The organism is Paracoccus marcusii (assembly GCF_006151785.1).
Lineage (GTDB): Bacteria > Pseudomonadota > Alphaproteobacteria > Rhodobacterales > Rhodobacteraceae > Paracoccus > Paracoccus marcusii.
Genome location: NZ_VDDD01000025.1, coordinates 1 through 21890, shown reverse-complemented (window position 1 = coordinate 21890; position 21890 = coordinate 1). Strand labels below are relative to the sequence as shown.

The 21890-nt window shown below is 66.4% G+C and carries 22 protein-coding genes, 1 tRNA gene and 1 pseudogene; 11 read left to right on the top strand and 13 right to left on the bottom strand.

The annotated features are described in order from the left end of the window. Window positions 1-30 precede the first annotated feature (30 nt). Together FHD68_RS06085 and aptA are read right to left on the bottom strand one after the other, a co-directional pair. Window positions 31-1296, bottom strand: coding sequence for a Zn-dependent hydrolase (locus FHD68_RS06085; RefSeq protein WP_371705367.1), 1266 nt, complete (start codon window positions 1294-1296; stop codon window positions 31-33). A gap of 63 nt (window positions 1297-1359) precedes the next feature. Continuing rightward, on the bottom strand, window positions 1360-2685 hold the full coding sequence (gene aptA, locus FHD68_RS06080) for an omega-aminotransferase AptA (protein WP_045980854.1): 1326 nt from the start codon (window positions 2683-2685) through the stop codon (window positions 1360-1362). A gap of 156 nt (window positions 2686-2841) precedes the next feature. On the opposite strand from aptA, the gene FHD68_RS06075 reads away from it, so the two are divergent. Continuing rightward, entirely contained in the window at window positions 2842-3444 is a 603-nt protein-coding gene (locus FHD68_RS06075; protein WP_127898415.1) for a TetR family transcriptional regulator C-terminal domain-containing protein, read from the top strand. Here FHD68_RS06075 and FHD68_RS06070 read toward each other — a convergent pair. Further along, window positions 3441-4025, bottom strand: a complete 585-nt coding sequence (locus FHD68_RS06070) for a TetR/AcrR family transcriptional regulator (protein ID WP_127898416.1) — start codon at window positions 4023-4025, stop codon at window positions 3441-3443. The genes FHD68_RS06075 and FHD68_RS06070 overlap by 4 nt on opposite strands. A gap of 133 nt (window positions 4026-4158) precedes the next feature. Continuing rightward, on the bottom strand, window positions 4159-4722 hold the full coding sequence (gene mepK, locus FHD68_RS06065; protein ID WP_045980855.1) for a peptidoglycan L,D-endopeptidase MepK: 564 nt from the start codon (window positions 4720-4722) through the stop codon (window positions 4159-4161). Between the two features lie 303 nt (window positions 4723-5025). On the opposite strand from mepK, the gene FHD68_RS06060 reads away from it, so the two are divergent. The 4 genes from FHD68_RS06060 to FHD68_RS06045 all read left to right on the top strand — a co-directional run bounded on the left by FHD68_RS06060 (window position 5026) and on the right by FHD68_RS06045 (window position 9426). After that, on the top strand, window positions 5026-6681 hold the full coding sequence (locus FHD68_RS06060) for a L,D-transpeptidase family protein (RefSeq protein ID WP_240542397.1): 1656 nt from the start codon (window positions 5026-5028) through the stop codon (window positions 6679-6681). Between the two features lie 70 nt (window positions 6682-6751). Further along, window positions 6752-7852, top strand: a complete 1101-nt coding sequence (lpxD, locus tag FHD68_RS06055; RefSeq protein WP_045980856.1) for a UDP-3-O-(3-hydroxymyristoyl)glucosamine N-acyltransferase — start codon at window positions 6752-6754, stop codon at window positions 7850-7852. Between the two features lie 12 nt (window positions 7853-7864). Continuing rightward, on the top strand, window positions 7865-8131 hold the full coding sequence (locus tag FHD68_RS06050; protein ID WP_045980857.1) for an acyl carrier protein: 267 nt from the start codon (window positions 7865-7867) through the stop codon (window positions 8129-8131). Between the two features lie 86 nt (window positions 8132-8217). Next, window positions 8218-9426, top strand: coding sequence for a beta-ketoacyl-[acyl-carrier-protein] synthase family protein (locus FHD68_RS06045; protein ID WP_045980892.1), 1209 nt, complete (start codon window positions 8218-8220; stop codon window positions 9424-9426). Window positions 9427-9501: 75 nt separating this feature from the next. Here the strand turns inward: FHD68_RS06045 and FHD68_RS06040 are convergent, their stop codons facing one another. Continuing rightward, complete coding sequence (locus FHD68_RS06040) at window positions 9502-10302, bottom strand: invasion associated locus B family protein (protein ID WP_127898417.1); 801 nt, start codon at window positions 10300-10302, stop codon at window positions 9502-9504. Window positions 10303-10767: 465 nt separating this feature from the next. Between FHD68_RS06040 and FHD68_RS06035 the strand changes: the two genes are divergently transcribed. Next, window positions 10768-12318 carry a helicase HerA-like domain-containing protein gene (locus FHD68_RS06035; RefSeq protein ID WP_127898418.1) on the top strand — a complete coding sequence of 517 codons (1551 nt, stop codon included), beginning with the start codon at window positions 10768-10770 and terminating at the stop codon, window positions 12316-12318. Window positions 12319-12321: 3 nt separating this feature from the next. Here FHD68_RS06035 and FHD68_RS06030 read toward each other — a convergent pair whose 3' ends face one another. After that, window positions 12322-12657, bottom strand: coding sequence for a DUF6477 family protein (locus FHD68_RS06030; protein WP_045980859.1), 336 nt, complete (start codon window positions 12655-12657; stop codon window positions 12322-12324). Window positions 12658-12873: 216 nt separating this feature from the next. Between FHD68_RS06030 and FHD68_RS06025 the strand changes: the two genes are divergently transcribed. The 4 genes from FHD68_RS06025 to FHD68_RS06010 all read left to right on the top strand — a co-directional run bounded on the left by FHD68_RS06025 (window position 12874) and on the right by FHD68_RS06010 (window position 16246). Continuing rightward, window positions 12874-14019 (top strand): DUF6456 domain-containing protein, encoded by a 1146-nt coding sequence (locus tag FHD68_RS06025; protein WP_127898419.1) that lies wholly within the window; start codon window positions 12874-12876, stop codon window positions 14017-14019. 74 nt (window positions 14020-14093) lie between these two features. Further along, window positions 14094-15002: a hydrogen peroxide-inducible genes activator gene (locus tag FHD68_RS06020; protein ID WP_127898420.1), complete on the top strand. Its 909-nt coding sequence runs from the start codon at window positions 14094-14096 to the stop codon at window positions 15000-15002. Between the two features lie 93 nt (window positions 15003-15095). Then, complete coding sequence (gene lipA, locus FHD68_RS06015; protein ID WP_127898421.1) at window positions 15096-16052, top strand: lipoyl synthase; 957 nt, start codon at window positions 15096-15098, stop codon at window positions 16050-16052. Window positions 16053-16162: 110 nt separating this feature from the next. Continuing rightward, a tRNA-Leu gene (locus tag FHD68_RS06010) sits at window positions 16163-16246 on the top strand. A 51-nt stretch (window positions 16247-16297) separates the two neighbouring features. Here FHD68_RS06010 and FHD68_RS06005 read toward each other — a convergent pair. Beyond that, window positions 16298-17338 (bottom strand): tyrosine-type recombinase/integrase, encoded by a 1041-nt coding sequence (locus tag FHD68_RS06005; protein WP_139085376.1) that lies wholly within the window; start codon window positions 17336-17338, stop codon window positions 16298-16300. Window positions 17339-17516: 178 nt separating this feature from the next. Continuing rightward, complete coding sequence (locus tag FHD68_RS06000; protein ID WP_139085374.1) at window positions 17517-18191, bottom strand: hypothetical protein; 675 nt, start codon at window positions 18189-18191, stop codon at window positions 17517-17519. Window positions 18192-18330: 139 nt separating this feature from the next. Between FHD68_RS06000 and FHD68_RS05995 the strand changes: the two genes are divergently transcribed. Further along, window positions 18331-18534 carry a hypothetical protein gene (locus tag FHD68_RS05995; protein ID WP_139085372.1) on the top strand — a complete coding sequence of 68 codons (204 nt, stop codon included), beginning with the start codon at window positions 18331-18333 and terminating at the stop codon, window positions 18532-18534. Between the two features lie 54 nt (window positions 18535-18588). Here the strand turns inward: FHD68_RS05995 and FHD68_RS05990 are convergent, their stop codons facing one another. The 5 genes and pseudogenes from FHD68_RS05990 to FHD68_RS18940 form a co-directional block, all read right to left on the bottom strand. Next, window positions 18589-19047: a hypothetical protein gene (locus FHD68_RS05990; RefSeq protein ID WP_139085370.1), complete on the bottom strand. Its 459-nt coding sequence runs from the start codon at window positions 19045-19047 to the stop codon at window positions 18589-18591. Next, on the bottom strand, window positions 19044-19256 hold the full coding sequence (locus tag FHD68_RS05985; protein WP_139085368.1) for a hypothetical protein: 213 nt from the start codon (window positions 19254-19256) through the stop codon (window positions 19044-19046). Before FHD68_RS05985 ends, FHD68_RS05990 begins: the two co-directional genes overlap by 4 nt. 112 nt (window positions 19257-19368) lie before the next feature. Then, window positions 19369-20469: an AAA family ATPase gene (locus FHD68_RS05980; RefSeq protein ID WP_139085366.1), complete on the bottom strand. Its 1101-nt coding sequence runs from the start codon at window positions 20467-20469 to the stop codon at window positions 19369-19371. Beyond that, window positions 20460-21509 (bottom strand): PD-(D/E)XK nuclease-like domain-containing protein, encoded by a 1050-nt coding sequence (locus tag FHD68_RS05975; protein ID WP_139085364.1) that lies wholly within the window; start codon window positions 21507-21509, stop codon window positions 20460-20462. Before FHD68_RS05975 ends, FHD68_RS05980 begins: the two co-directional genes overlap by 10 nt. A gap of 1 nt (window position 21510) precedes the next feature. Continuing rightward, window positions 21511-21890 (bottom strand): annotated as a pseudogene (locus tag FHD68_RS18940) (hypothetical protein); the annotation flags it as partial.

Genomic DNA, 21890 nt, shown 5'->3' with positions numbered 1-21890 from the left:
CGGGGGTGAAACCCCCGGCCGCTGTCCGCGTCAGCGGACGATCTCGGCGGCGTCCAGCACCGCGTGCAGCAGCACGTCGCATCCCGCACGCGCCCAGTCCGGCGTGATCGCCTCGGCCTCGTTGTGGCTCAGCCCGCCTTCGCAGGGGCACATGATCATCACTGTCGGCGCAACCTTGGCGATCCAGCAGGCGTCATGCCCCGCGCCCGACACGATATCCATGTGGCTATATCCCAGCTTCTCGGCCGCGCCGCGCACCTTGCCGACCAGGTCGGGATCAAAGGTCACCGGGTCGAAATGCCCGACCGGCTCGATCTCGATCCCCAGCCCCAGTTCCGCGGCAATTTCAGCAGCCTCCGCTTCCAACCTCGACCGCATCGACGTCAGCTTCTCCAGATCGGGCGACCGGAAATCAATGCAGAACACCGCCTTTCCCGGAATGACATTGCGGCTGTTCGGGAAAAGGTTGGCTTGGCCGACGGCACCGACCGCATCCGGCTGGTGGTCCATCGCGATGCAATGCACCGCCTCTATGATCCGCGCCATGCCAAGGCCCGCATTCACGCGCATCGCCATGGGCGTGCTGCCCGTATGGGCGTCCTTACCGGTCAGCGTCACCTGCAGCCACCACAGTCCCTGGCCATGGGTGACCACGCCGATCTGCTTGCCCTCTGCCTCAAGGATCGGGCCCTGTTCGATATGCAGTTCGAACATCGCGTGGATCTTGCGGTCGCCCGGCGCTTCGGTTCCGCGCCAGCCGATCCTGTCCAACTCGTCGCCGAAACGCTTGCCATCGGCATCCTGCCGGCTGTTGGCGTAATCCTCTGTCAAGACGCCCGCAAAGACGCCCGACGCCAACATGGCGGGCGCGAAACGCGCGCCTTCCTCGTTGGTCCAGTTCGTCACCACGATGGGGCGGCGCGTGCGGATGCCCAGGTCCCGGATCGACCGGATGACCTCCAGCCCGGCAAGGACGCCCAGTACCCCGTCATAACGCCCGCCGGTCGGCTGCGTGTCCAGGTGGCTGCCGATATAGACGGGGTCCAGATCGGGCTCGACCCCCTCATGGCGCATGAACATGCTGCCCATCCGGTCGACGCCCATCGTCATGCCGGCTTCTTCGCACCAGCGCTGGAAGAGGCTACGTCCCTCGGCATCGGCATCGGTCAGGGTCTGGCGGTTGCAACCCCCCGCGATGCCGGGGCCGATCTGGGCCATCTGGTCCAGACTGTCCCACAGCCTGTCGCCATCGACGGTCATGTTCGCAGCCGTCATCACGCCACTTGCGTCGCTCATTCGCAGTCCTTCCTGTCGGGCCGCCCCATTCTGTCGCGGGGTCGGCTGGATGGGTTTGGCCGCTTACGCGGCGGTCTTCAGCACCTCGCCAAGCGTGCCGATCAGATGATCGATCTGCGCCTCGCTGATGATCAGGGGCGGCGACATGGCGATGATGTCGCCCGTCACGCGGATCAGGATGCCGGCCTCGAACGCGCGCACGAAGATGTCGAAGGCGCGCTTGCCCGGCTGACCCTCGATCGGCGCCAGTTCCACGGCGCCGATCAGGCCCATGTTGCGGATGTCGATCACGTTCGGATGGTCCCGCAGCCCGTGGATCGCCTCTTGCCAATAGGTTTCCAGCGACGCGGCGCGCGTCAACAGACCTTCTTCGGCATAGGTGTCCAGCGTGGCGATGGCCGCCGCACAGCTGATCGGGTTCCCGGAATAGGTATAGCCGTGGAACAGTTCGATGATGTGCTCAGGGCCCTGCATGAACGCGTCATAGATCTCCGCGGTGGCCAAGACCGCGCCCATCGGGATCACGCCGTTGGTCAGGCCCTTGGCGCAGGTGATCATGTCGGGGACAACGCCGAAATGCTGGGCCGCGAAGGGGCTGCCCAGGCGCCCGAAACCGGTGATCACCTCGTCGAAGATCAGCAGGATGCCGTGCTTTTTCGTGATCGCGCGCAGCTTTTCCAGATAGCCCTTGGGCGGCATCAGGACGCCGGTCGAACCGGCCATCGGTTCGACGATGACGGCGGCGATCGTCTCGGCCCCGTGCAGGGCCACGATGCGCTCCAGCTCGTCGGCCAGGTTGGCGCCGTGTTCCGGCTGCCCCTTGGTGAAGACGTTCTCGGGCAGATGGGTGTGGGGCATGTGGTCGACGCCCGCCAGCAAGGTGCCGAAATGGCGGCGGTTGTTCACGATGCCCCCGACCGAGATTCCGCCGAAGCCCACGCCGTGATAGCCCCGCTCGCGCCCGATCAGCCGCGTGCGGGCCGCGTCGCCCCGCGCCCGGTGATAGGCCAGCGCGATCTTCAGCGCGGTATCGACGGCCTCGCTGCCCGAATTTGTGTAGAAGACATGGTCCATCCCGTCGGGCGCGATGTCCACGATGCGGTTGGCCAGCTCGAACGCCAGCGGATGGCCCATCTGGAAGGCGGGGGCATAATCCAGCTCTCCGACCTGGGCCTGCACGGCCTCGGTGATCCTGGGGCGGCAGTGGCCGGCGTTGCAGCACCACAGGCCTGCCGTCCCGTCCAGGATCTGGCGACCGTCTGCGGCCGTGTAATGCATGTCCTTGGACGCAACCAACATCCGCGGCGCCGACTTGAACTGACGGTTCGCGGTATAGGGCATCCAGAAGGCGCGCAGGTCATTCGGGGCGGGCTTGCGGTCAAGCGGCATTGGCATCGTCCTCACGGATTATTGACCAAACGGTCAGGATCAGGCTAGCACGGGGCAGGGGGCAGTCAAGCGTCCTGACAAGCCGGATGACAATTCCGACCGATCTGCCCAAAATCGGATCATGCCAGAGCCGGAGCTTCGATGACAGAGACCTGCATGCCCCAGATGACCCGGATTCAGCAGAAAAACAGGGAGCTGATCCTGAACGGGGCGTTGGAGGCGTTTTCGGCCAACGGACTGCGCGGTGCGACCATCGACCAGATCGCGCGGGCGGCGGGCCTGTCCAAGCCGAACGTGCTGTACTATTTCGGCTCCAAGGACGAAATCCACAAGGCGCTGCTGACGACCCTGCTGGAGATGTGGCTGGCGCCGATGCGCCAGATCGACGCCGACGGAGAGCCGCTGGCCGAGGTGCTGCGCTATGTGCAGGCCAAGCTGTCGATGTCGCAGGACTATCCCCGCGAAAGCCGCCTGTTCGCCCATGAGATCCTGCAGGGCGCGCCGCATCTGACCGAAATCCTGGGCGGCGATCTGCGACAAATCGTCGACCGGACGGTCGCGGTTCTGGAAGGCTGGATGGACCAAGGTCTGCTGGCGCGGGTCGAGCCGCGCCACCTGATCTTCTCGATCTGGTCAATGACCCAGCACTATGCCGATTTCGAGACGCAGGTCCGCGCCGTCTTGGGAGACGGCCGCGACCCCGTGGCCGAGGGCGCGGCATTCCTGGACGATCTGTACCGAAAGCTGCTGACGCCCTAGCTGGGCTTGTCCAGCATTTCGGCCGCCGTCAGGATCAGCGACAGGTTCTCATGCGCTGCGGCGATGAAATCCTCGCGCGCGCCCGACACCCAATCCTTGGTCGCGGCGTTCGTCGCGGCGATGATCGCGGCGGCCAGGATCTCGATCACGCGTTCGTCCGACCCGGGCATCCGCCGATGCAGCAGCGTACGCATCTGCGCACGGCGCGCCAACATGGCGCTGTTGCGCAGCGCCTCCAGCTTGGGGTCCTTGTCGGAAAGGGCCAGCATCGCGCCGATCAGCTCGCGTTCGTTCAGATATCGGGCCAGATGCGCCTCGATCAGCAGGCCCAGATCCTCGATCAGGCGACCCTTGCCCGCGATGAAGATCTCGGACGCCTCCGGCGGATAGTCGGGCGGCGGACCCATCAGGGCCGCCTCCTTGTAGGGGTAGTAGTTGAAGAAGGTCCGCGTGCTGATGCCCGCATGTCGGGCGATCGCCTCGGTCGTGACATTGGGAAGACCGTCGTGGACGGCCAGTTCGATGGCTGCGGCCTGAATTTTCTTGGCGGTTTTGAAACGGCGCGTCTCGAGGGGGCTCATGCAGGTCCGATCTTGTCTTGTTGTTCCGGCCAGCGTCGCAAGCCAGCGTTGCGGCGGCAAGCCCGAAAAATGCGGAAAACGCCGTCTGCGGGTGGCAGAGGGCGTTTGCGCCTTGCGAAAAGGTCGTCTGAAATCAGCTGCCCCAGGTGCGGACGGGACCGCAATCCATGTGCACGAAGTTCGACCGGCTGTAGCGTCCAACGCCACCGGCGCGGCAGGCTACGGCAGCCTGGTACATCTGCCCGACCGAGCGCGACTTCAACCGCAGGTCGGCCGCCTTGCCCGTCAGGTGCAGCGAGTTCTGCGCCACGCCGCTGGACTGGCGCCGCAGCATCGCGTTGGTGCGGGGCGAGCGGTATCCCGACAGCATCATGTAAGGTTCGTTGGTCTGCAGCAGGCGCGAGGACGCGGCCGCCACGTCGATCATCCGCGGGTCGATGCCGATCACCTCGCCGGTGCGCCAGTCGCGCATGAACACGTTGATCTCGTTCAGGGCCTCGCGGATGTATTTTCCGTCGACCCAATAGACCGTGTCGATGCTCTCGCCGGTCCGGCCGTTGTACATCTTGACCCGCCGCATGTCGCCCGCATTGCCGCGCAAAAATCCGAAGGCATTCGCCATCACCGGAGTCGCCGCAACACTGGTTGCCGCGAACACACCCAAGATGCCGCGACGGGAGATAATGTCCATTGTCATGTCAGATCGCCTGTCCTGCTTCGTTTTTTTAAGCCGGCGACACGTCGCGGCCTGTCGTGGTTTATCCCCGACCTGATTAACAATATGTCAAAAGCGCGTGCGCGACGAAACGGATTCTGCCGGGATGGCCGATCCTAATCCGAATTTCGGCAAGATTTCGCCTAAAACGGGTAATGTTGCACATCGGCGGCGGCGCTGTGGCGTTTTGGCAACCACTGCTTTTCCACTGCACAAACAGATGCGTGGGGTGTGGCGCGCGCACGGCGGCCGTGGGACAATACGGGCAGAATTTCGGAGGTTCAGATGGCGGTTCGAATGGTCCGGGGCGTGCTGGCGCTGACACTGGCGGGGGTCGTCGGCTGGCTTCCCGTTGTGTCCGGCGCACGCGAACCTCTCGCTGCCGTGAGCGTGGCCGCGGCGCCACGGCTGGATTTCACGCCGCAACAGATGGCCTTGGCGCTGGCAGTGTCGGACGACGCCGATCTTGCCTCGTTCTATGGCAGCAACGGGTTGCGCGCGATCTTCCTTGGCCCCGAGGGAGAGGCCCGGCGACTCGCCTTGCGGGACGCGATCGGGAACGCCCCGCGCCATGGCATCCCCGTTGCCCGATACCAGCCCGACCGTCTGACGGCGACCGAAGGCCTTGCGGCCGAGATCGCCCATGCCCATGCCCTGTCACGCCTGCTGCGCGATCTGACCGGCGGCGTGCTGAACCCGACGCGCGTCGACCCCGAGATCAAGCGACAGCCCGTGCGGACCGCGGTCGTCCCGCTGCTGGCGCGGTTCGAGGCGGCGGCGGATCCTGCGGCGGTCCTTGCCGGGGCCGGACCGGACCATCCGGCCTATCTTGCGCTGCAACAGGCGCTGTCCGGGCCGGCCGACCTAGCCGTCCCACAAGGCCTGCCGCGTATCGCGACCGGTGTCTGGCGGCCCGGCCAAAGGGCCGCGGCGATCGCCGACCTGCGCACGCGCCTGGTGGCCATCGGGTTTGCCGCCGATGCGCCGGATGCCACGCTGTATGACGATGCCCTTGCGCGGGCGGTCTCCGATTATCAGCGTGCGGCCGGCCTGCCGGATGACGGCGTCGCGGGCCCGCGGACCATCGCGGCGCTGAACGGCGATGGCGGCACCGGACAGGACGCGCGGCAACGCGCGATCCTGGTGGCGATGGAGCGGATGCGCTGGATGGCGTCCGAGGATCTGGACAGCCGCCATGTCTGGGTGAACATCCCGGAATTCAGCACGACCATCGTGGAAGACGGGGCCGAGGTGTTCCGCACCCGCAGCGTCATGGGCAAGGACACGCCCGACATGCGCACGCCGGAATTTTCCGAGATGATGGCCAATGTCGTGGTCAATCCCAGCTGGAACGTGCCGCGGTCCATCGCCGTTCGCGACTATCTGCCCCGCCTGCAGGCGAACCGCCATGCGCTGTCGCATCTGGACGTGGTGGATGGCGCGGGGCGGGTGCTGGCGCGGGACGGCATCGATTTTGGCCGCTATAGCGCCGCCAGCTTTCCGTTCAGGCTGCGCCAGAAGCCAAGCGACGACAATGCCCTTGGCGTGGTCAAGTTCATCTTCCCCAACCCCTGGAACATCTATCTGCACGACACGCCGTCCAAGCACCTGTTTGCGAACCGGGTGCGGGCGGAATCGAATGGCTGCATCCGCATCGGCGATCCGGTCGATCTGGCCCGCGCGCTGCTGTCGCGCCAGACCGATGATCCGGCGGCGATGTTCCAGCGCGCCCGCGACCGGGCACGCGAGACCTGGCTGAAGCTGACGCCGCCGGTTCCCGTGCATCTGGTCTATTTCACCGCCTGGCCCGGCCCGGACGGGCGCATCCGGCTGTTCGACGACATCTATGGCCGCGACGCCCGCATCTGGGAGGCGCTGCAGGCCCAGGGCTTTGGCGCGGCGGCGCCCGCCATGGTCGCGGACCTGAACCCGGGGTTGTGACCCGCCCCGGAACGCGGGCACTGGAAGCAGCCTTGCAAACAGGCTAAGTCCTTGCGCGAAAGGGGGGGCCATGGTCCTGACAATGGGTGAACTGGCGCGGGCTCTGGACGCGCAATGCTGGGGCGACCAGTCGATCCGCGTGACGGGTGCGGCGGAACCCGCGGCGGTCGGTCCGGTCGACGCGGGTGGCGGCACGCTGGCCATGGCCATGGCGCCCAAATACGCCGCGGCGTTGAAGCCCGGCAGCATCGCCATTCTGGCCGAGGGGATGGACCCCGAGGCCTATGGCCTGAAGGCCGCCATCTTTGCCCCCCGCCCGCGGCTGGTCATGGCCGGTCTGACGCGGGCTTTCGACCGCGGCCCGGACATCGCGCCGGGCATCCATCCGACCGCGGTCATCGACCCCACGGCCACGATCGGCGACGGCGCGGCGATCGCGCCCTTTGTCGTCATCGGCGCGCATGTGCGGATCGGACAGGGCGCCCGCATCGGGGCGCATGTCAGCATCGGTCGCGGCGCCCGCATCGGCGATCAGGCATTGATCCATCCGGGCGTGCGGATCGGCCATGACGTGACCGCGGGCGACCGTCTGATCGTGCAGCCGGGCGCGTCCATCGGCGGCGACGGGTTTTCCTTCGTCACCCCCGAGGAGTCGGGGATCGAGGAGATCCGCCGCACCCTGGGTGCCCGTGCCGCGGTCAACCAGCAGCACTGGACGCGCATCCATTCGCTTGGCGCGGTCGAGCTGGGTCACGACGTCGAGATCGGCGCGAACGCCACCATCGACCGCGGCACGATCCGGTCGACCCGCGTGGGCGACGGCACCAAGATCGACAACCTTGTGATGCTGGGCCACAACGTCGTCGTGGGCCGTGACTGCCTGCTGTGCAGCCAGGTGGGCGTGGCCGGATCGTCGGTGATCGGCGACAGGGTCGTGCTGGCCGGGCAGGTGGGCGTCAACGACAACATCCAGATCGGGGACGACGTCATTGCGGGCGGTGCCGCCAAGATCTTCACCCGCGTGCCGGCAGGCCGGGTGATCCTGGGCAACCCCGCGGTCAAGATGGAGACCCAGCTGGAGATCCAGAAGGCCATGCGGCGGCTGCCGCGTTTCGCACAACAGCTGTCCAAGCTTCAGGAAACCGTTACACGCCTGTTGGAAAAGGGCTGAACAGGAGGCGACATGACAGACGACATCACGCAGCGCATTCGGGCCATCATCGCGGAGCAGGCGATGCTGGAACCCGACCAGATCACCGATGACGCGACCCCCGCCGAACTGGGCATCGACAGCCTGGGCCTGGTCGAATCGATCTTTGCCATCGAGGAAGAGTTCGACATCTCGATCCCGTTCAACGCGAACGAGCCCGAGAAGTCCGACTTCGACATCTCGAACATGGGCACGATCATCGCCGCGGTGCATCGGCTGGTCGCGGAAAAGGCGGAATGACCGCCCCCGTGGACGAAGCGCTGATCGACGCAGGCCGCGCGGCACCCGCGATCCGGCCTGCGGCCGAGACGACCGGCCGCGGCGGGCTGCGCCGTGTGGTGATCACCGGCGCCGGCACGATCAACGCGCTTGGCCACGATGTCGCCACCACCCTGGAGGCGTTCCGCGAGGGTCGCTGCGGGATCACGCAGCTAGATTTTCGCGATGTCGATCGCTTGTCGATCCAGATCGGCGGACAGGTCCACGACTGGACGCCCGAGACCTATTTCAACCGCCAGCAGATCCTGCTCTATGACAAGTTCACCCAGTTCACCCTGCTGGCCGCCAAGCAGGCGGTCGAGCAGTCGGGCCTGCACTTTCAGGGCGCGCTTGGCCTGCGGTCGGGGGTCATCCTGGGCACGGCCGGCGGTGGCCTGAACACCTGGGACGAGAACTATCGCGCCGTCTATGAGGAGGGGAAGAACCGCGTCCATCCCTTCGTGGTCCCCAAGCTGATGAACAATGCCGCGGCCAGCCATGTCAGCATGGAATTCGGCCTACGCGGCCCCGCCTTCACCGTCGCCACCGCCTGCGCCAGCAGCAATCATGCGATGGGCCTGGCGTTCCAGATGGTGCGGTCGGGCGCGGCCGACGTCATGCTGTCGGGCGGGTCCGATGCGATGCTGTGCTTTGGCGGCGTCAAGGCATGGGAGGGGCTGCGCGTGATGTCCAAGGACGCCTGCCGCCCCTTCAGTGCCAACCGTAACGGCATGGTCCAGGGCGAAGGCGCGGGCGTCTTCGTCTTCGAGGATTTCGAACACGCCCGGGCGCGCGGCGCCGAGATTTTGGCCGAGGTCGTGGGCTTTGCCATGTCGTCGGATGCGCAGGACATCGTCATGCCATCGGCCCAGGGGGCCGAGCGCGCGATCACCGGGGCGATGGTCGATGCCGGCCTGAACCGCGAGGATATCGGCTATATCAATGCCCACGGAACGGGCACTGCCGCGAATGACAAGACGGAATGTGCGGCGGTGGCACATGCCTTTGGCCATCACGCGGACCGGTTGATGATGTCGTCGACCAAGTCGATGCACGGCCATCTGATCGGCGGCACCGGCGCGGTCGAACTGCTGGCCTGCATCATGGCGCTGCGCGACGGGGTGATCGCGCCCACGATCGGCTATCAGGAGGCCGACCCCGAATGTGCGCTGGACGTCGTTCCCAACGAGGCCCGTGAGGCGCGGGTCGATGCCGTCCTGTCCAATGCCTTCGCCTTTGGCGGACTGAACGCGGTCATCGCCCTGCGCCGCGTCTGATCGTCATGCGGGACACATGAAAAAGGCCGCGTCTAGGGGACGCGGCCTTTTCCGTTCATGCGATGGCAGGGGCGATCACTCGGCCGGTGCGTCCTCGGCGGGGGTATCCTCTGCCGGTTCTGCATCGGCGGCCGGGGCGGGCGCGGGTGCGGCGGCATAGGCGGCCAGTTCATCGAACGCGGCGGTGAAGCCGGTCAGCGACATGCTCAGCTGGACCGGCGAATCCGGGTCGCCGCCGAAGGGCAGCAGCTGCACGGCCGCGGTGCTGCCGGCCTTCATGCTTGCCAGTTCCTGATTGGTGAAGCCAAGACGCGCGACGCAGCCGACCGGCGCGCAGAAGCTGAACGGATAGCCGCGCATCTCGCCCGATCCGATCTGGAAGCCCAGGCCGTCGATCAGGTCCGTCTCCAGCGGTGCGACCAGGGTGGCGCCGGCAGCGACGTCGCCATTCGACAGCGGAACCATGGTCAGTTCGGCAACCGGGTTGTCGTCGGCATCGGTCAGCAGCTTGTACATCTCGCACGGATCCTTGCCCTGATCGGCGCGGATGCAGCGGATGGTCCAATCGCCATGCTCGGACTTGGCGTAATAGCTGCCCGGTCCGTTCGGATCGCGCGCGGGCTGACCTGCGGGCGCGTTCTCGGCCGCGGGGGCATCGGCGGGCGCGGCTGGCGTCTCTCCATCGGCAGGTGTGGTGGCCGGCGCGTCTGCGGCAGGGGCATCTGCGGCCGGTGCGGCGGTTGCAGGCGCATCGGCGGCGGGGGCTTCCGCCGCGGGGGTTTCGGGGGTGGCCGGCGCCGGGGTGTCCTGGGCGAATGCGGGCCCGGTGATCAGGGCGACGGCGGCCAACAGCGCGTGCGAATGTCTAATGAACATCAATCTTTCTTTCTTTTGCTCAACGCATTGCGGCTGATCTAGCACGGCGCCGGCGCCTTGTCAGTCCCCTGCCAAGACACGCGTTGTCACCAACCCTTGAGGTCGGGACATTGCACAGTATTGCGCATTGAAGAAGTTGCGTGGGAACCGAACCGGCCGGACACGCGTCATGAATTGACGCGAAAGGCCGTGGCTTCCACCACGGCCCCCGACGCGTTGCGTTATTCTCCCTGCCGGACTGGCCGGTCATCATTGAGACGCACGCTAATCGCGTTGGCGTGATCCGTCAACGGTCTATGGATTTTCCCCCGATCACATAAAAAAAGCCGCGCCCGAGGGCGCGGCAGTCCAACAGGGAGGAAGGTCCGGGTCACGGCTGCGATCCGGACAACTTCACCTTGCCATGAAAGCGTTAAAATTGTCTTTTCAAGGCATGCGTTGCGCAATTTGTTGGTGGGGGATGCGATGGGCTCGGTTCTGGACCTGGATGCGGGAACGATCTTCGTGGGCGGCGCCGGCGCCGGATACGCGACCCCCGAGACGATGCTGCTGAAGCTGGCAAACCGACACGGGCTGGTCGCGGGTGCGACGGGGACGGGCAAGACCGTCACCCTGCAGACCCTGGCCGAAAGCCTGTCGGCGGCGGGCGTTCCGGTGTTCCTGGCGGATGTGAAGGGCGACCTGGCGGGGCTGGCCAAGGCGGGATCGGATCAAGGCAAGCTGCACGAGCCTTTCCTTGCGAGGGCCGGTCAGATCGGGATCGATCTGACCTATGCATCCTATCCGGTGACATTCTGGGATGTCTGGGGACAGCAGGGCCATCCCGTCCGCACCACGCCGGCCGAGATGGGACCGCTGCTGCTGTCGCGCCTGCTGGACCTGACGGAAGCGCAGGAGGGCGTCATGGCGATCGCGTTCCGCGTCGCCGACGAGGAGGGGCTGCCGCTTCTGGACCTCAAGGACCTGCAGTCGATGCTTGTCTGGGTTGCACAGAACGCCGCCGACCTGTCGACGCGCTATGGCAATGTCAGCACCGCCAGCGTAGGCGCGATCCAGCGCGCGCTGCTGGTGCTGGAGACCGAGGGCGGAGCGAACCTGTTCGGCGAGCCGGCGCTGGCCCTGGCCGATATCATCCGCCAGGACGCGGACGGGCGCGGCGTCATCAGCATCCTGTCGGCAGAGCGCCTGATGAACGCACCCCGGCTGTACGCGACATTCCTGCTGTGGCTGCTGTCGGAGTTGTTCGAGCAGCTGCCCGAAGTGGGCGATCCGGACAAGCCCCGCGTCGCGTTCTTCTTTGACGAGGCGCATCTGCTGTTCGACGACGCGCCGAAGGCCCTGATCGAAAAGGTCGAGCGGGTGGCACGGTTGATCCGGTCGAAAGGCGTCAGCATCTGGTTCGTCACCCAGAACCCCGCCGACATTCCCGAATCGGTGCTTGGCCAATTGGGCAACCGGGTTCAGCACGCGCTGCGGGCGTTCACCGCCAAGGATCAGAAAGCCTTGCGCGATGCGGCGCAGAACTATCGGACCAACCCCGATTTCGACATCGCTAAGACGATCCAGCAGGTGGGGACGGGCGAGGCCGTGACCTCTTTCCTGCAGCCGAAGGGTGTGCCGGGCATCGCGCAGCGGACGCTGATCCGACCGCCGTTCAGTCAGGTTGGCCCGATCACGGACCATGAGCGCGCAGCGATCCGGGCCACGTCCCCGATGGGGCCGAAATACGACACCGCCCTGGATCGCGATTCCGCGCATGAGATGCTGGCACGCAAGACCCAGGCCGCAGCCCAGGCGGCCAGTGTGAAGAAGGATGACGACGGGTTGTTCGACATGCCCGCCGGTCCGGGACGGGGGCGACCATATCAGGCGCCGGCACGCGAGAAGGCTGTGCCGCGCGGGCGGTCCGACAGCATCGTGCAGACCTTTGGCAAGAGCCTTGCCCGGCAGTTGGGGACCCGGACCGGGCAGGCGCTGGTCCGGGGCGTTCTGGGTTCCCTGATCAAGAAACGCTGATGGTCACAGCGCGATGGCCGTGGCCGGCATCGGCGCGGCGTCGATCGCGGCACGCATCTCTGCCAGGATGGCGATGACCAGCAGGACGTGGCGGCGCAAGTCGTATTCGGCAGCCTGGGTCACGCGCATGTCGTTCTGGATCTGCTCCTCGGCCCGCAGGCGGGACAGGACGGCGCCCGGCGCGGGGCAGCGGTCGCTGCGCAGCAGGCGGGGCAGGTCGCGATCGCGCTTCCAGGTCTTCTGACCTTCGCGGGCGGCCCGGATCAGCGTTCCGGGACGGCGCAGGCCCTGATTCGTCGGGCGGGGGCGAAAAACGATCACGTTCGAGACTGCGGTCATGGGGCTGATCCTTTGCGTTTGCCACGGGGTCACCTTCACACAACCTTGAGGTGTGTTGCCAAAAGCCCTGCCGCAGCGCGCGGTGGAGCAAGGTTTCTTTAGGAATTGTTAGGGAATGTTGCGGCTATGTGCAGAAACACCCTGTTAACCACAGGGAAAGATTTCAACCCAGGGTAGTCTACTGCCGGGCTGCCCGAGGACGACAAGGGACCTGACATGACCATATTGACCGGTGATTTCGCAATCCACACGGGCATCGCGGAGCACCGTGCGCAGGTGCAAGGGCAGACCTGCGCGCAAGACGACCTGAGCGAGGACGCGCGCCTTTACCTGCGCCACGTCGACCAGGGGGTGACGATCCGTGCCCTGGCGCGCGAGGCCGGTGTTCATGCCTCAACCATCCTGCGCCGTATCCGCCGGTTCGAGGCGCGCCGCGACGATCCGCTGGTGGATGCCGCGCTGGCACCGCGGCCCGAGGGGGCCAATGCGCCTGATGAGCGTCAGGCCCTGCGCGTGCTGCGCCGGTTGGCAGAGCCGGGTGCGTGCATGGCATCGGCCCCCGGCATGGACAAGGCGATCGTCACGCGCGACGACATCCGTACCGCCGTTCTGGAACGCGCCCTGGCAGAAATGATGGCGCTGAAGGGATGGGTCGTGCAGACGCGGGGCGGGGGGCGCATCCAGCGCTATGTCATCGCGCCGGCAGGGCGCGAGGCCCTGCGCCAGATGCTGCGGTCGCCCCGCCAGCGCAGCGCCGTGCCGGGGCCATCGTCGTTTGCGGACGCCCACCCGGTCCACGAGGGCGCCCAGCCCGTCCACGGCATGGCCGAGGCCCAGGCGGCGTTTGACCACGGCGACCGTCACCGGGTGTGGGAGGATTGCGTCATCGACGATCCCGAGGATGGTCGCCGCCGCCAGACCCGGGTGAACATCGCGGAAAGCCCGCTTCTGGTGCTGGCGCGGCGGCGTGACCATGATGGACAGGCATTCCTGACGCCGGGCATGGTCACCGCGGGCGAACGCCTGCGCGAGGATTTCGAGCTCGCTCAGATGGGTCCGCGCGTCACCCAGAACTGGGACGGCTTCATGACCTCGGGGATCGACGTGTCGCGTGGCGGCGGCGGTTATCGCGGCGGATCGGAATCGGCGCGCGACCGGGTGGCCGTCGCGCTGCGCGACCTGGGCCCGGGCATGGGCGACATCGTCCTGCGGGTGTGCTGCTTTCTGGAGGGGATCGAGATGACGGAACGGCGTCTTGGCTGGTCCGCACGGTCTGGAAAGATCGTCCTGCGTCTGGCCCTGATGCGGCTTGAGCGGCACTATGAGGAAACCTACGGCAAGGGATCGCGGCTGATCGGTTGAAGGTCATTGCCGCAGACGGGGGCTGGTCGATAAGATGGTGGGCGTTGACCGCGCGTCGTTGATCAGGCCCCCTTATGAATGTCACTCTGCGCCAGCTGCGCTATTTCCTGTCCTTGGCGCAGCACACCCATTTCACACGCGCCGCCGAATCGATCAACGTCACGCAACCCGCGCTGTCCATGCAGATCCGCGCGCTGGAGGAGGAGATCGGCGCCCGCCTGGTCGAACGCACCCCGCAGGGTGTCGTCCTGACCCCGCAGGGCCGCGCGCTGCAGGACCACGCCCAACGGGTCATGGCCGCGATGACCGATCTGGAACAGGACTTGCGGCAGCCGGGGCAGGGCGGCCGGTTGATGCTGGGCATGATTCCCACCGTCGCGCCCTATCTGCTGCCCGAGGCGCTGCCCCTTTTGCGGGCGCGCGACATCGGGCGCGACCTGCATCTGCGCGAGGCGCAGACCGACCGCCTGCTGGACGAACTGCAGGCGGGGCGGCTGGATGCCATCGTCGTCGCCAGCCCGCCCGAAGGGCCGGGCCTGCAGGCCATACCGCTGTTCGCCGACCGCTTTCTGCTAGCCGGCAGCGCGGCGCGAATCGCCGATCTGCGCAGCCGACCGCTGTCCCCGGACGCGCTGGATCCCGGCCAGCTTCTGTTGCTGGACGAGGGGCATTGCCTTGGCGACCAGGCCCTTGAGGTCTGCGGGCTGAACCGTCGCGCGGCGCGGCTGGACCTGGGGGCCGCGTCGCTGTCGACCCTGTGCCGCCTTGCCGCGCAGGGCATGGGCCTGACCTTCCTGCCCGAGATCGCCCGCCGGCAGGAGCTGGCCGCGGCACCCGGCCTGACGGCCGTCAGGTTTCCCGACCCCCAGCCCGCGCGGCAGGTCATGCTGATGCGCCGCGCATCGACTCCGGGGCAGGGCTGGTTCGACGATCTGGCCCGCCTGCTGACCGCGGCGGCGCGACCGCTGCTGGATCTGGGCTGACCGCAAGGCAGCCATGTGGACGCAGGGGCAGGGGATGCGTTGCCAAATCGTTGCAAAGCCCCTATTTCTGCCCGAACCGCGACCGAAAGGACCATGACCTTGCGCGACCTCAGGATCCCGGATCAGCGCCACCCGGAAAAGGCGCACCGACCCGATCAGGCCCAGCCCAAGAAGCCGGACTGGATTCGCGTCAAGGCGCCCACCTCTGCGGGGTACAAGCAGACGCGCGACCTGCTGCGCGAGAACCGCCTGTCGACCGTCTGCGAGGAGGCCGGCTGTCCCAATGTCGGCGAATGCTGGAGCCAGGGCCACGCCACCATGATGATCATGGGCGAGATCTGCACCCGCGGCTGCACCTTCTGCAACGTCGCGACGGGTAAGCCGCAGGCGCTGGACACGTTCGAACCCGGCCGCGTCGCCCATGCGGTGCAGAAGCTGGGCCTGAACCACGTCGTGATCACCAGCGTCGATCGCGACGACCTGGACGATGGCGGGGCCGAGCATTTTGCCCAGACCATCCGGGCTATCCGCCACCGCTCTCCGACCTCCACGATCGAAGTGCTGGTGCCCGACTTTCTGAAGTCAAAGCCTGGCGCCTTGGAGACCGTGGTCGAGGCGCGTCCCGATGTGTTCAACCACAACCTTGAAACGGTGCCGGGCCTGTACCCGGAGGTCCGTCCCGGCGCCCGCTATTTCCATTCGCTGCGTCTGCTGCAGCGGGTCAAGGAACTGGACCCGTCGATGTTCACCAAATCCGGCATCATGGTCGGATTGGGAGAGGATCGCCAAGGCGTGCTGCAGGTCATGGACGACATGCGCGCGGCTGACATCGACTTCATCACCATCGGCCAATATCTGCAGCCCAGCCCCAAGCACCATCGCGTCGACCGCTTCGTCACGCCCGAAGAATTTGCGGGCTATGAGAAAGCCGCCTATGGTAAGGGTTTCCTGATGGTCTCGGCGACGCCGCTGACCCGGTCGTCGTATCATGCGGGCGATGACTTCGCGCAGCTTCGCGACGCACGACTGGTCAAGTTGGGTCGCGGCTGAGGCCGCGGGGCAGGGGGCGCACGCCGCCCCTTGCAAATCGCCGCGACTGGATTTACGCCAAGCCCAACGGTCCGCACGGACCGTCGCCGAAAGGGCGCCGGGACCAGTCCGGGGGCGTGGCGGAATGGTAGACGCGACGGATTCAAAATCCGTTTCAGCAATGAGTGCCGGTTCGAGTCCGGCCGCCCCTACCACGCCCTTTCTGCTGACTTTTTCCGCGATGGAGACATGGCACCGCGCGTGCCTTACTCGTCGCTCTCAACACTCTTCTCAACATTCTCCGTTCGTGCTGCGTTCGTTCCACGCTTTGCGTTCGCCTCGCTGGCGCGAGCGCGTTGGCGTGCCGGGCCCGCATATTTCGCGATCATCGCAGTTGTCTTGTGGCCCGTGATGGCGGCAATCACCTCGTCGCTGCACCCCGCGGCGGCCAGCTCGGCAGTCGCGGCGTAGCGAAGCCCGTGAATGTCATAGGCACGCGCGCCGATTGCGTCTCTCACGGTTCGGACGTCCTGAGACGCAGATGAATAGCTGAGCTGCTTGCCGTGCGGCCCATAGGCACAAATTGTCAGTCCGATGCGGGGTGTCTCTTCCAGGATCACCCTCAGGCGCGGCGTGATCGGGATCCAGAGCTTAGCCTTGGTCTTGCCCTGACGGATGGCGATGCCCTCTCCGTCGATGTCCGACCATCTCATGCGCAGCACGTCACCGATCCGCTGTCCGGTTCCTAGGCACAGCTCGAAGATCAGTAGCGCCCGGCCGGAAGCCTCCGCACGGTATGCGTCGATCATGTCCTGCGGCCATGCTTCGCGGGCAGGCGCATCACTGCGAAGGAGTTCCACGCCCTTGGCGGGATTGTCTGACCTCCAGCCGAGGTCGATGGCATGCTCCAACAAGATGCGGACAACCTGGACGATATAGTTCGCAAAGCGCATCTTGTCGGCGTTCGTCTCGCGCGCGCGGATGATGTCCTTCCGCTGGATGCCGCCAACCTGCAGGTGGCCGAGCTTGGCCGTAACCCACGCCAGCACCTTCTCGTAGTCTCTTGCCGTCCGTGGCGCCAAGCGCTTGTAGCGGTTGCTAGTAAGGTAATCCTTCACCAAGGCCGAGAAGGTCCTGGCTGGCGCAGCGGGCGGTATCAGTGCTCCATTCAGAAGCGCCGCGTACTCGAGGGCGAAGGCTGCTGTTCCAGCCTCAGCTTGGATCCGGGTGGTCTTGTATCCACGGCGCTGGAAATACAGCACGCCCTTCTTGTCGTAGATATGGGCGGGCAGGTGTCGCTTCGTCATGCACGCATATCCACTTGGTCAAACGGATCAGCCGATTGCTGGGGGCCGGGCGGCGTTACCGTGATGACGCCCGCCCGCGTGTCCAGCGTCACGGCAAAACCCATTGCTGCCCACTCCGAAACCGCCTGCCGTATATCGGAAGGGCGCATTACCGGGCGTGGTTCTGCTACCTGTGCCATCATCCCACCATCGCTTTCTGGGCATAGCCGCCCCACTGATCGGCGCTGGCGTCGGCAACGCCTGCGAATGTCCTGCTCCTGATCTTCCAGCGGTCCGGCCCCGGCGGCGCGCGGTGGATCGCGCTCCAGGCCTTCCACTCGTCGCTGCCCCGCTCCGGCTCTGGCAGCATGTTAGTCGCCACCAGTTTCGGTAGGCCGCGCAGGTAGAAGCCGGTGGCCTTGTAGGCAGGCTCGCCGAACCAGAACGGCTGGACAATCTGCGGGGCAGGGAGGTCGGCTGGCATACGCTCTTTGGCAAGGTCGTTCATCTCGGGGTTCTCGATCGCTACCCGCTCGATCGGCGCGCGCCAGCAAGCAGTGAACAGGTCCACGCCCGCCTCGAACTCCTCGCGCATGCTTGCCCAGGTGCGGCCCTTGGGCAGCTGCTTGGGCGGCGTCCACTTGCCAGGCCCTGACATCCAGCGTCGGCCGGATCGGCACAGGCGCGTGCAGGGCGGGTGCATGACGGCCATCAGGTCCCAGCCATCGTCCAGGATGTCCCGCACGTCGCCCAGGATGTGACGGTTGCTACCGTCCTCGGCCGCGAGAAGGTCGCAGGACCAGACATCGTGTCCGCGGGCTGCGAAGGCGCGGCGCATCACACCGGAGGTCTCGCAGGCGATCAGGATGCGCATACATCTGTCCTCCGAGAAAAGTGACGAAACAATGACAACTCCAAGACAGAAGCGTTTACGCACTCGAATGGCTTGGCGTTCTCCGGTACTGCCACCGCGTAGGCTAAACGGTAGCCACTGTTTTCGTTCCGAGGTCGCGATGTCTCACACACACTCTGTTTCAGTTCCCAGCCAAGTTCTGCGCCGCGTCTTAGGCACTGCTGAACTGCATTGCGACGAGAGCGAAGAAGCGCGCATTTTGAGTGCCTCGGATGCGGTTGAATATGAGCGCCAGCGCGAAGACATCGCTGTGTTGCTAGCCATTTTGGAAGTTGCAGGTGTCGGTGAGGAAGATGACGAGTAAGGCTACTCACTGAGGCATCTTGAGCGTTAGAGCTGCCGATGACTGAATACATGGTCATGCCGCTTTCCTCTGTGTGTTCATGCGCATCACGGCGCCGGTCAGGGCATCGAGTGCGCCTGCCTTGATCCATCGCGACACGGTGCCGAGGGGGACGCCTAAGGCCCGGTCCAGTGCTGATTGAGACGGCCATTCCTGCCCGCCGATGCGGACTGGCTTGCCCATGCTGTTGTTCGGTCCGCCCGGCTTTGCGCCGAGCCGATCGAGGTTGCCGTGTCGATTCAGGTGATAGTTGATCGCGCTCTTGGACCTTTTCGCGGATCGGGCGGCTTCCAGCTGACTGCTGAATTGCCGGTCGCCGATCAGGCAGGGGTTGCCGACCGGCATCACGCCGCGCCGGCGTCTCTCAGCCCGACACATTTCCCGATTGGCAGTCCGGCAGGCGTCGCACCGGCAGCCGCGGGCTTTGTAGGCGTAGATCGTGCCGTGCTTGATCGGGCCGGGGCGGGGGCTCACGCCGCCACCTCGACCGGCTCCCAGCCCTCACAGAAGGCCGCAACGTCGCCCAGGTAGTAGTCCGGCCCGCGCTCGGGATCGGTCCCCTCGCAGAAGAAGTAGATGCCAATTCGGGTGGCCTTCACCGGCTCGCGGTGGATCAGGTTCGCGTCGGCGGGGTGCAGGATGACGTCGGCATCCTCGGGGATGTTCTGGAAGTCGTGGCGCATGTGCGGATCCTCGTGATGCTGTGAAAAGGGCGGGCCGGTCGGAGAGGGAGGAGGTGGACCGACCCGCCAGTTCTCCCCGCGCGCCACAGGCGATGGGCGGCGGGGAATGGGGTCAGGCGCTCTTGCTCAGGTTGGCGATGGCGGCCTCGTATTCCGCGCGCTGCTCAGGCGTCATGCTGTCGCCGGCTTCGTCCTCGTCAAAGGCGCTACCGCGACCGGCGAACGGATCGTCATCGTTGTGAACGGTGTCCCGCTCCGCCTGCGACGCGATCGCCTGCAGCTCGTCCATGATCGTCCGGGCGACCGGCCGGGCCAGCTTGCCCTCGTCGCTGTTCCACCAAGTGGCAAAGGCGTCCTTGCCCTTCCGTGCCTTAGCGCGGGCGAGATCCAGCGTTTCCTTCTGGGCCTGCGCATCGCCTTGGCCCTTCGCCCACTCCGCCATCTTGCGGCCGGTCTCGGCGCCCATCGGTTGGCGCGGGTTCAGCAGCGCCTTGAACTGGTCGGCGACCTTGATCTGGTGAACGGGGCAGCCCGGCGCGACCGGGTCCAGGATCACCATCGTGGTCATCTCGAACATGAGGTCTCCATCGGCTGCGGGATCCCACGGCACGTCCTTGCGCCGGGTCTTGGTGGTCCGGGCATTCAGCTTGGTCTTGAAGTCCTGCATTACCGGCTTGGCGCGGGTGCAGATGATGATGTTCGTCTTGGCGCGCACGATGCGGTCGATCAGGCGCCTGTACCGCGGCTTTACCTCGGCCCATGCCAGCTGGCTGCGCTGGTCCTTCTTGCTGTCATCGCCGCGCGTCAGGCGGTCCAGCGTCGTGGCGTGCAGGTCCAGCACCCCGCCGACGCCTTCCCAGGCATGCGAGAAGCTGTCGAGGATCAGCACCGGCAGCCCGGCCTCCTCGGCCGCGTCGATCACCTCGATCCAGCGCTCGGGCCCGAAGCCGACCACGCTGCCCTTGTCGTCCACCGCGGCAAAGTCGAAGTGCATCATTTCTGGGAAGGCCGCCTTGTAGTGCAGCGCGCGGCGGTTCTCGGTGTCGACATAGCCGATGGGGGCGCCGGGCTTGCCGGTGACGACCTCGGCGATACCGCGTGCCATCAGCAGCGCAGTATAGGTCTTGCCCGTGCCCGATCCGCCGCTCAGGCCGATCGACAGGGTCAGGGGATCATTGATCTCGGTAACGGGGATGAAGCGGATCACGCCCATGGGTTCACCTCGTGGTTCTCGGGGGATTGCGCCGCATAGGAGGCGGCAAGGATGTCGCGGCCCGTATCGCGCTTGATCTGGGCCTCGTGGCTTTCACGCTCGAGCCACCGCTCGATCGCCCAGCTGGGCAGGTCCACGCGGTGGACGCCGAGCGGATAGCCCGGCCACTGGCCCGCGCGCAGACACAGGCCCCACATCTCGCGGGCGCGGGCGATCTTCTTGCGGGCGATCAGCAGCGTGTCGGCGCCCAGCTCGACCACGCAGACCTCGTGCGGCGCGCTCTTCTCCTGGAACACGAAGCGGAACACGCGGTCCTCGCCGGTGGCCGCGTGCCAGACCTGGCGGTAGTGCTCGGCCTGCACGTCGTAGCCGTAGTTCAGGATGGCCTTCTGGCAGGCCTCGGGGCTGGCGTTCTCACAGGTCTTGAAGTCGTAGATCGGCAGACGCGTATCCAGCGGCACGTTGTCGATCATCGCGCGGCACCAGACGCCGTCGATCTCGGCAATGGCCACCATCTCGGAGCGGGCAGGGTCCAGGTCGATCTGCAGCGCGGTTAGCTTGTCCTGCGCGTTGGCGCGCATGGCATGGATCTGCGCGACCTCGTCCTCCTTGAGGGGCGTCTGACCGGCGGCGCGGGCGTCCTCGATGAAGGCCTTGGCCTCCTTCGTGCTGGCTGCACCGTTGCTGGCCAGCATGCTCTTGGGGATGGCGACATAGTCTCCGCCCGCGCCCAGGATCGCGCGGTGCGCCGCCAGGCCGATGTCGAAGGTCTTCTTGTTCACCGGCTCCCAGTCCGGGTTCAGCCGCGGGCTGGCCGTCCAGGCATGGAGGGGCGACTGCGCCAGCATGGTCTTGGCCAGCGTCGAGGACAGCGACGCCTCGGGCGCCGGGTCGCGGTGATAGTCCTCGCCGTCGATGTGGTGGACGCCGGCGGAGAGGGTGCGCGTGAGCGGTTGATATTCCTCGTGGGGCGGCGAGCCCGCGATCTTGTTCGGCTCGGGACGCTTCGGGGCGTCGTCAAAGGGCCATGCTCCATCCATGTCAGAACCTCACCATTGTGTTCGGGATGCCGCCGGCCACCAGGGCCTCCGCAACGGTTTCGGGGGTCAGGGGCTGGGGCAGGGCGGTCAGCGCCGCGGCGATCTCGCGCTTGATCCGGTTGCGGATGCGGGCGTTCTCCTCGCGCTTGCGCTGCGCCTCCTCCTCAGCGCGCTGCTCGGCCGCGATCCGGTCCCGCTCGCGCTGCGCGGCCTGCTCCTCGCGGCGGGCGGCCTCTGCCAGCTCGCGCTGGTGGCGCTCCTCAGCCTCGGCCGCAGCCTTCTCGGCGGCTTCCTTCCGGACACGCATGATGCGCTCGGCCTCGGCCTGTTCGCGGGCAGCCCGCTCCTCGGCCTCACGCGCCGCGCGGGCCTCGGCGTCCT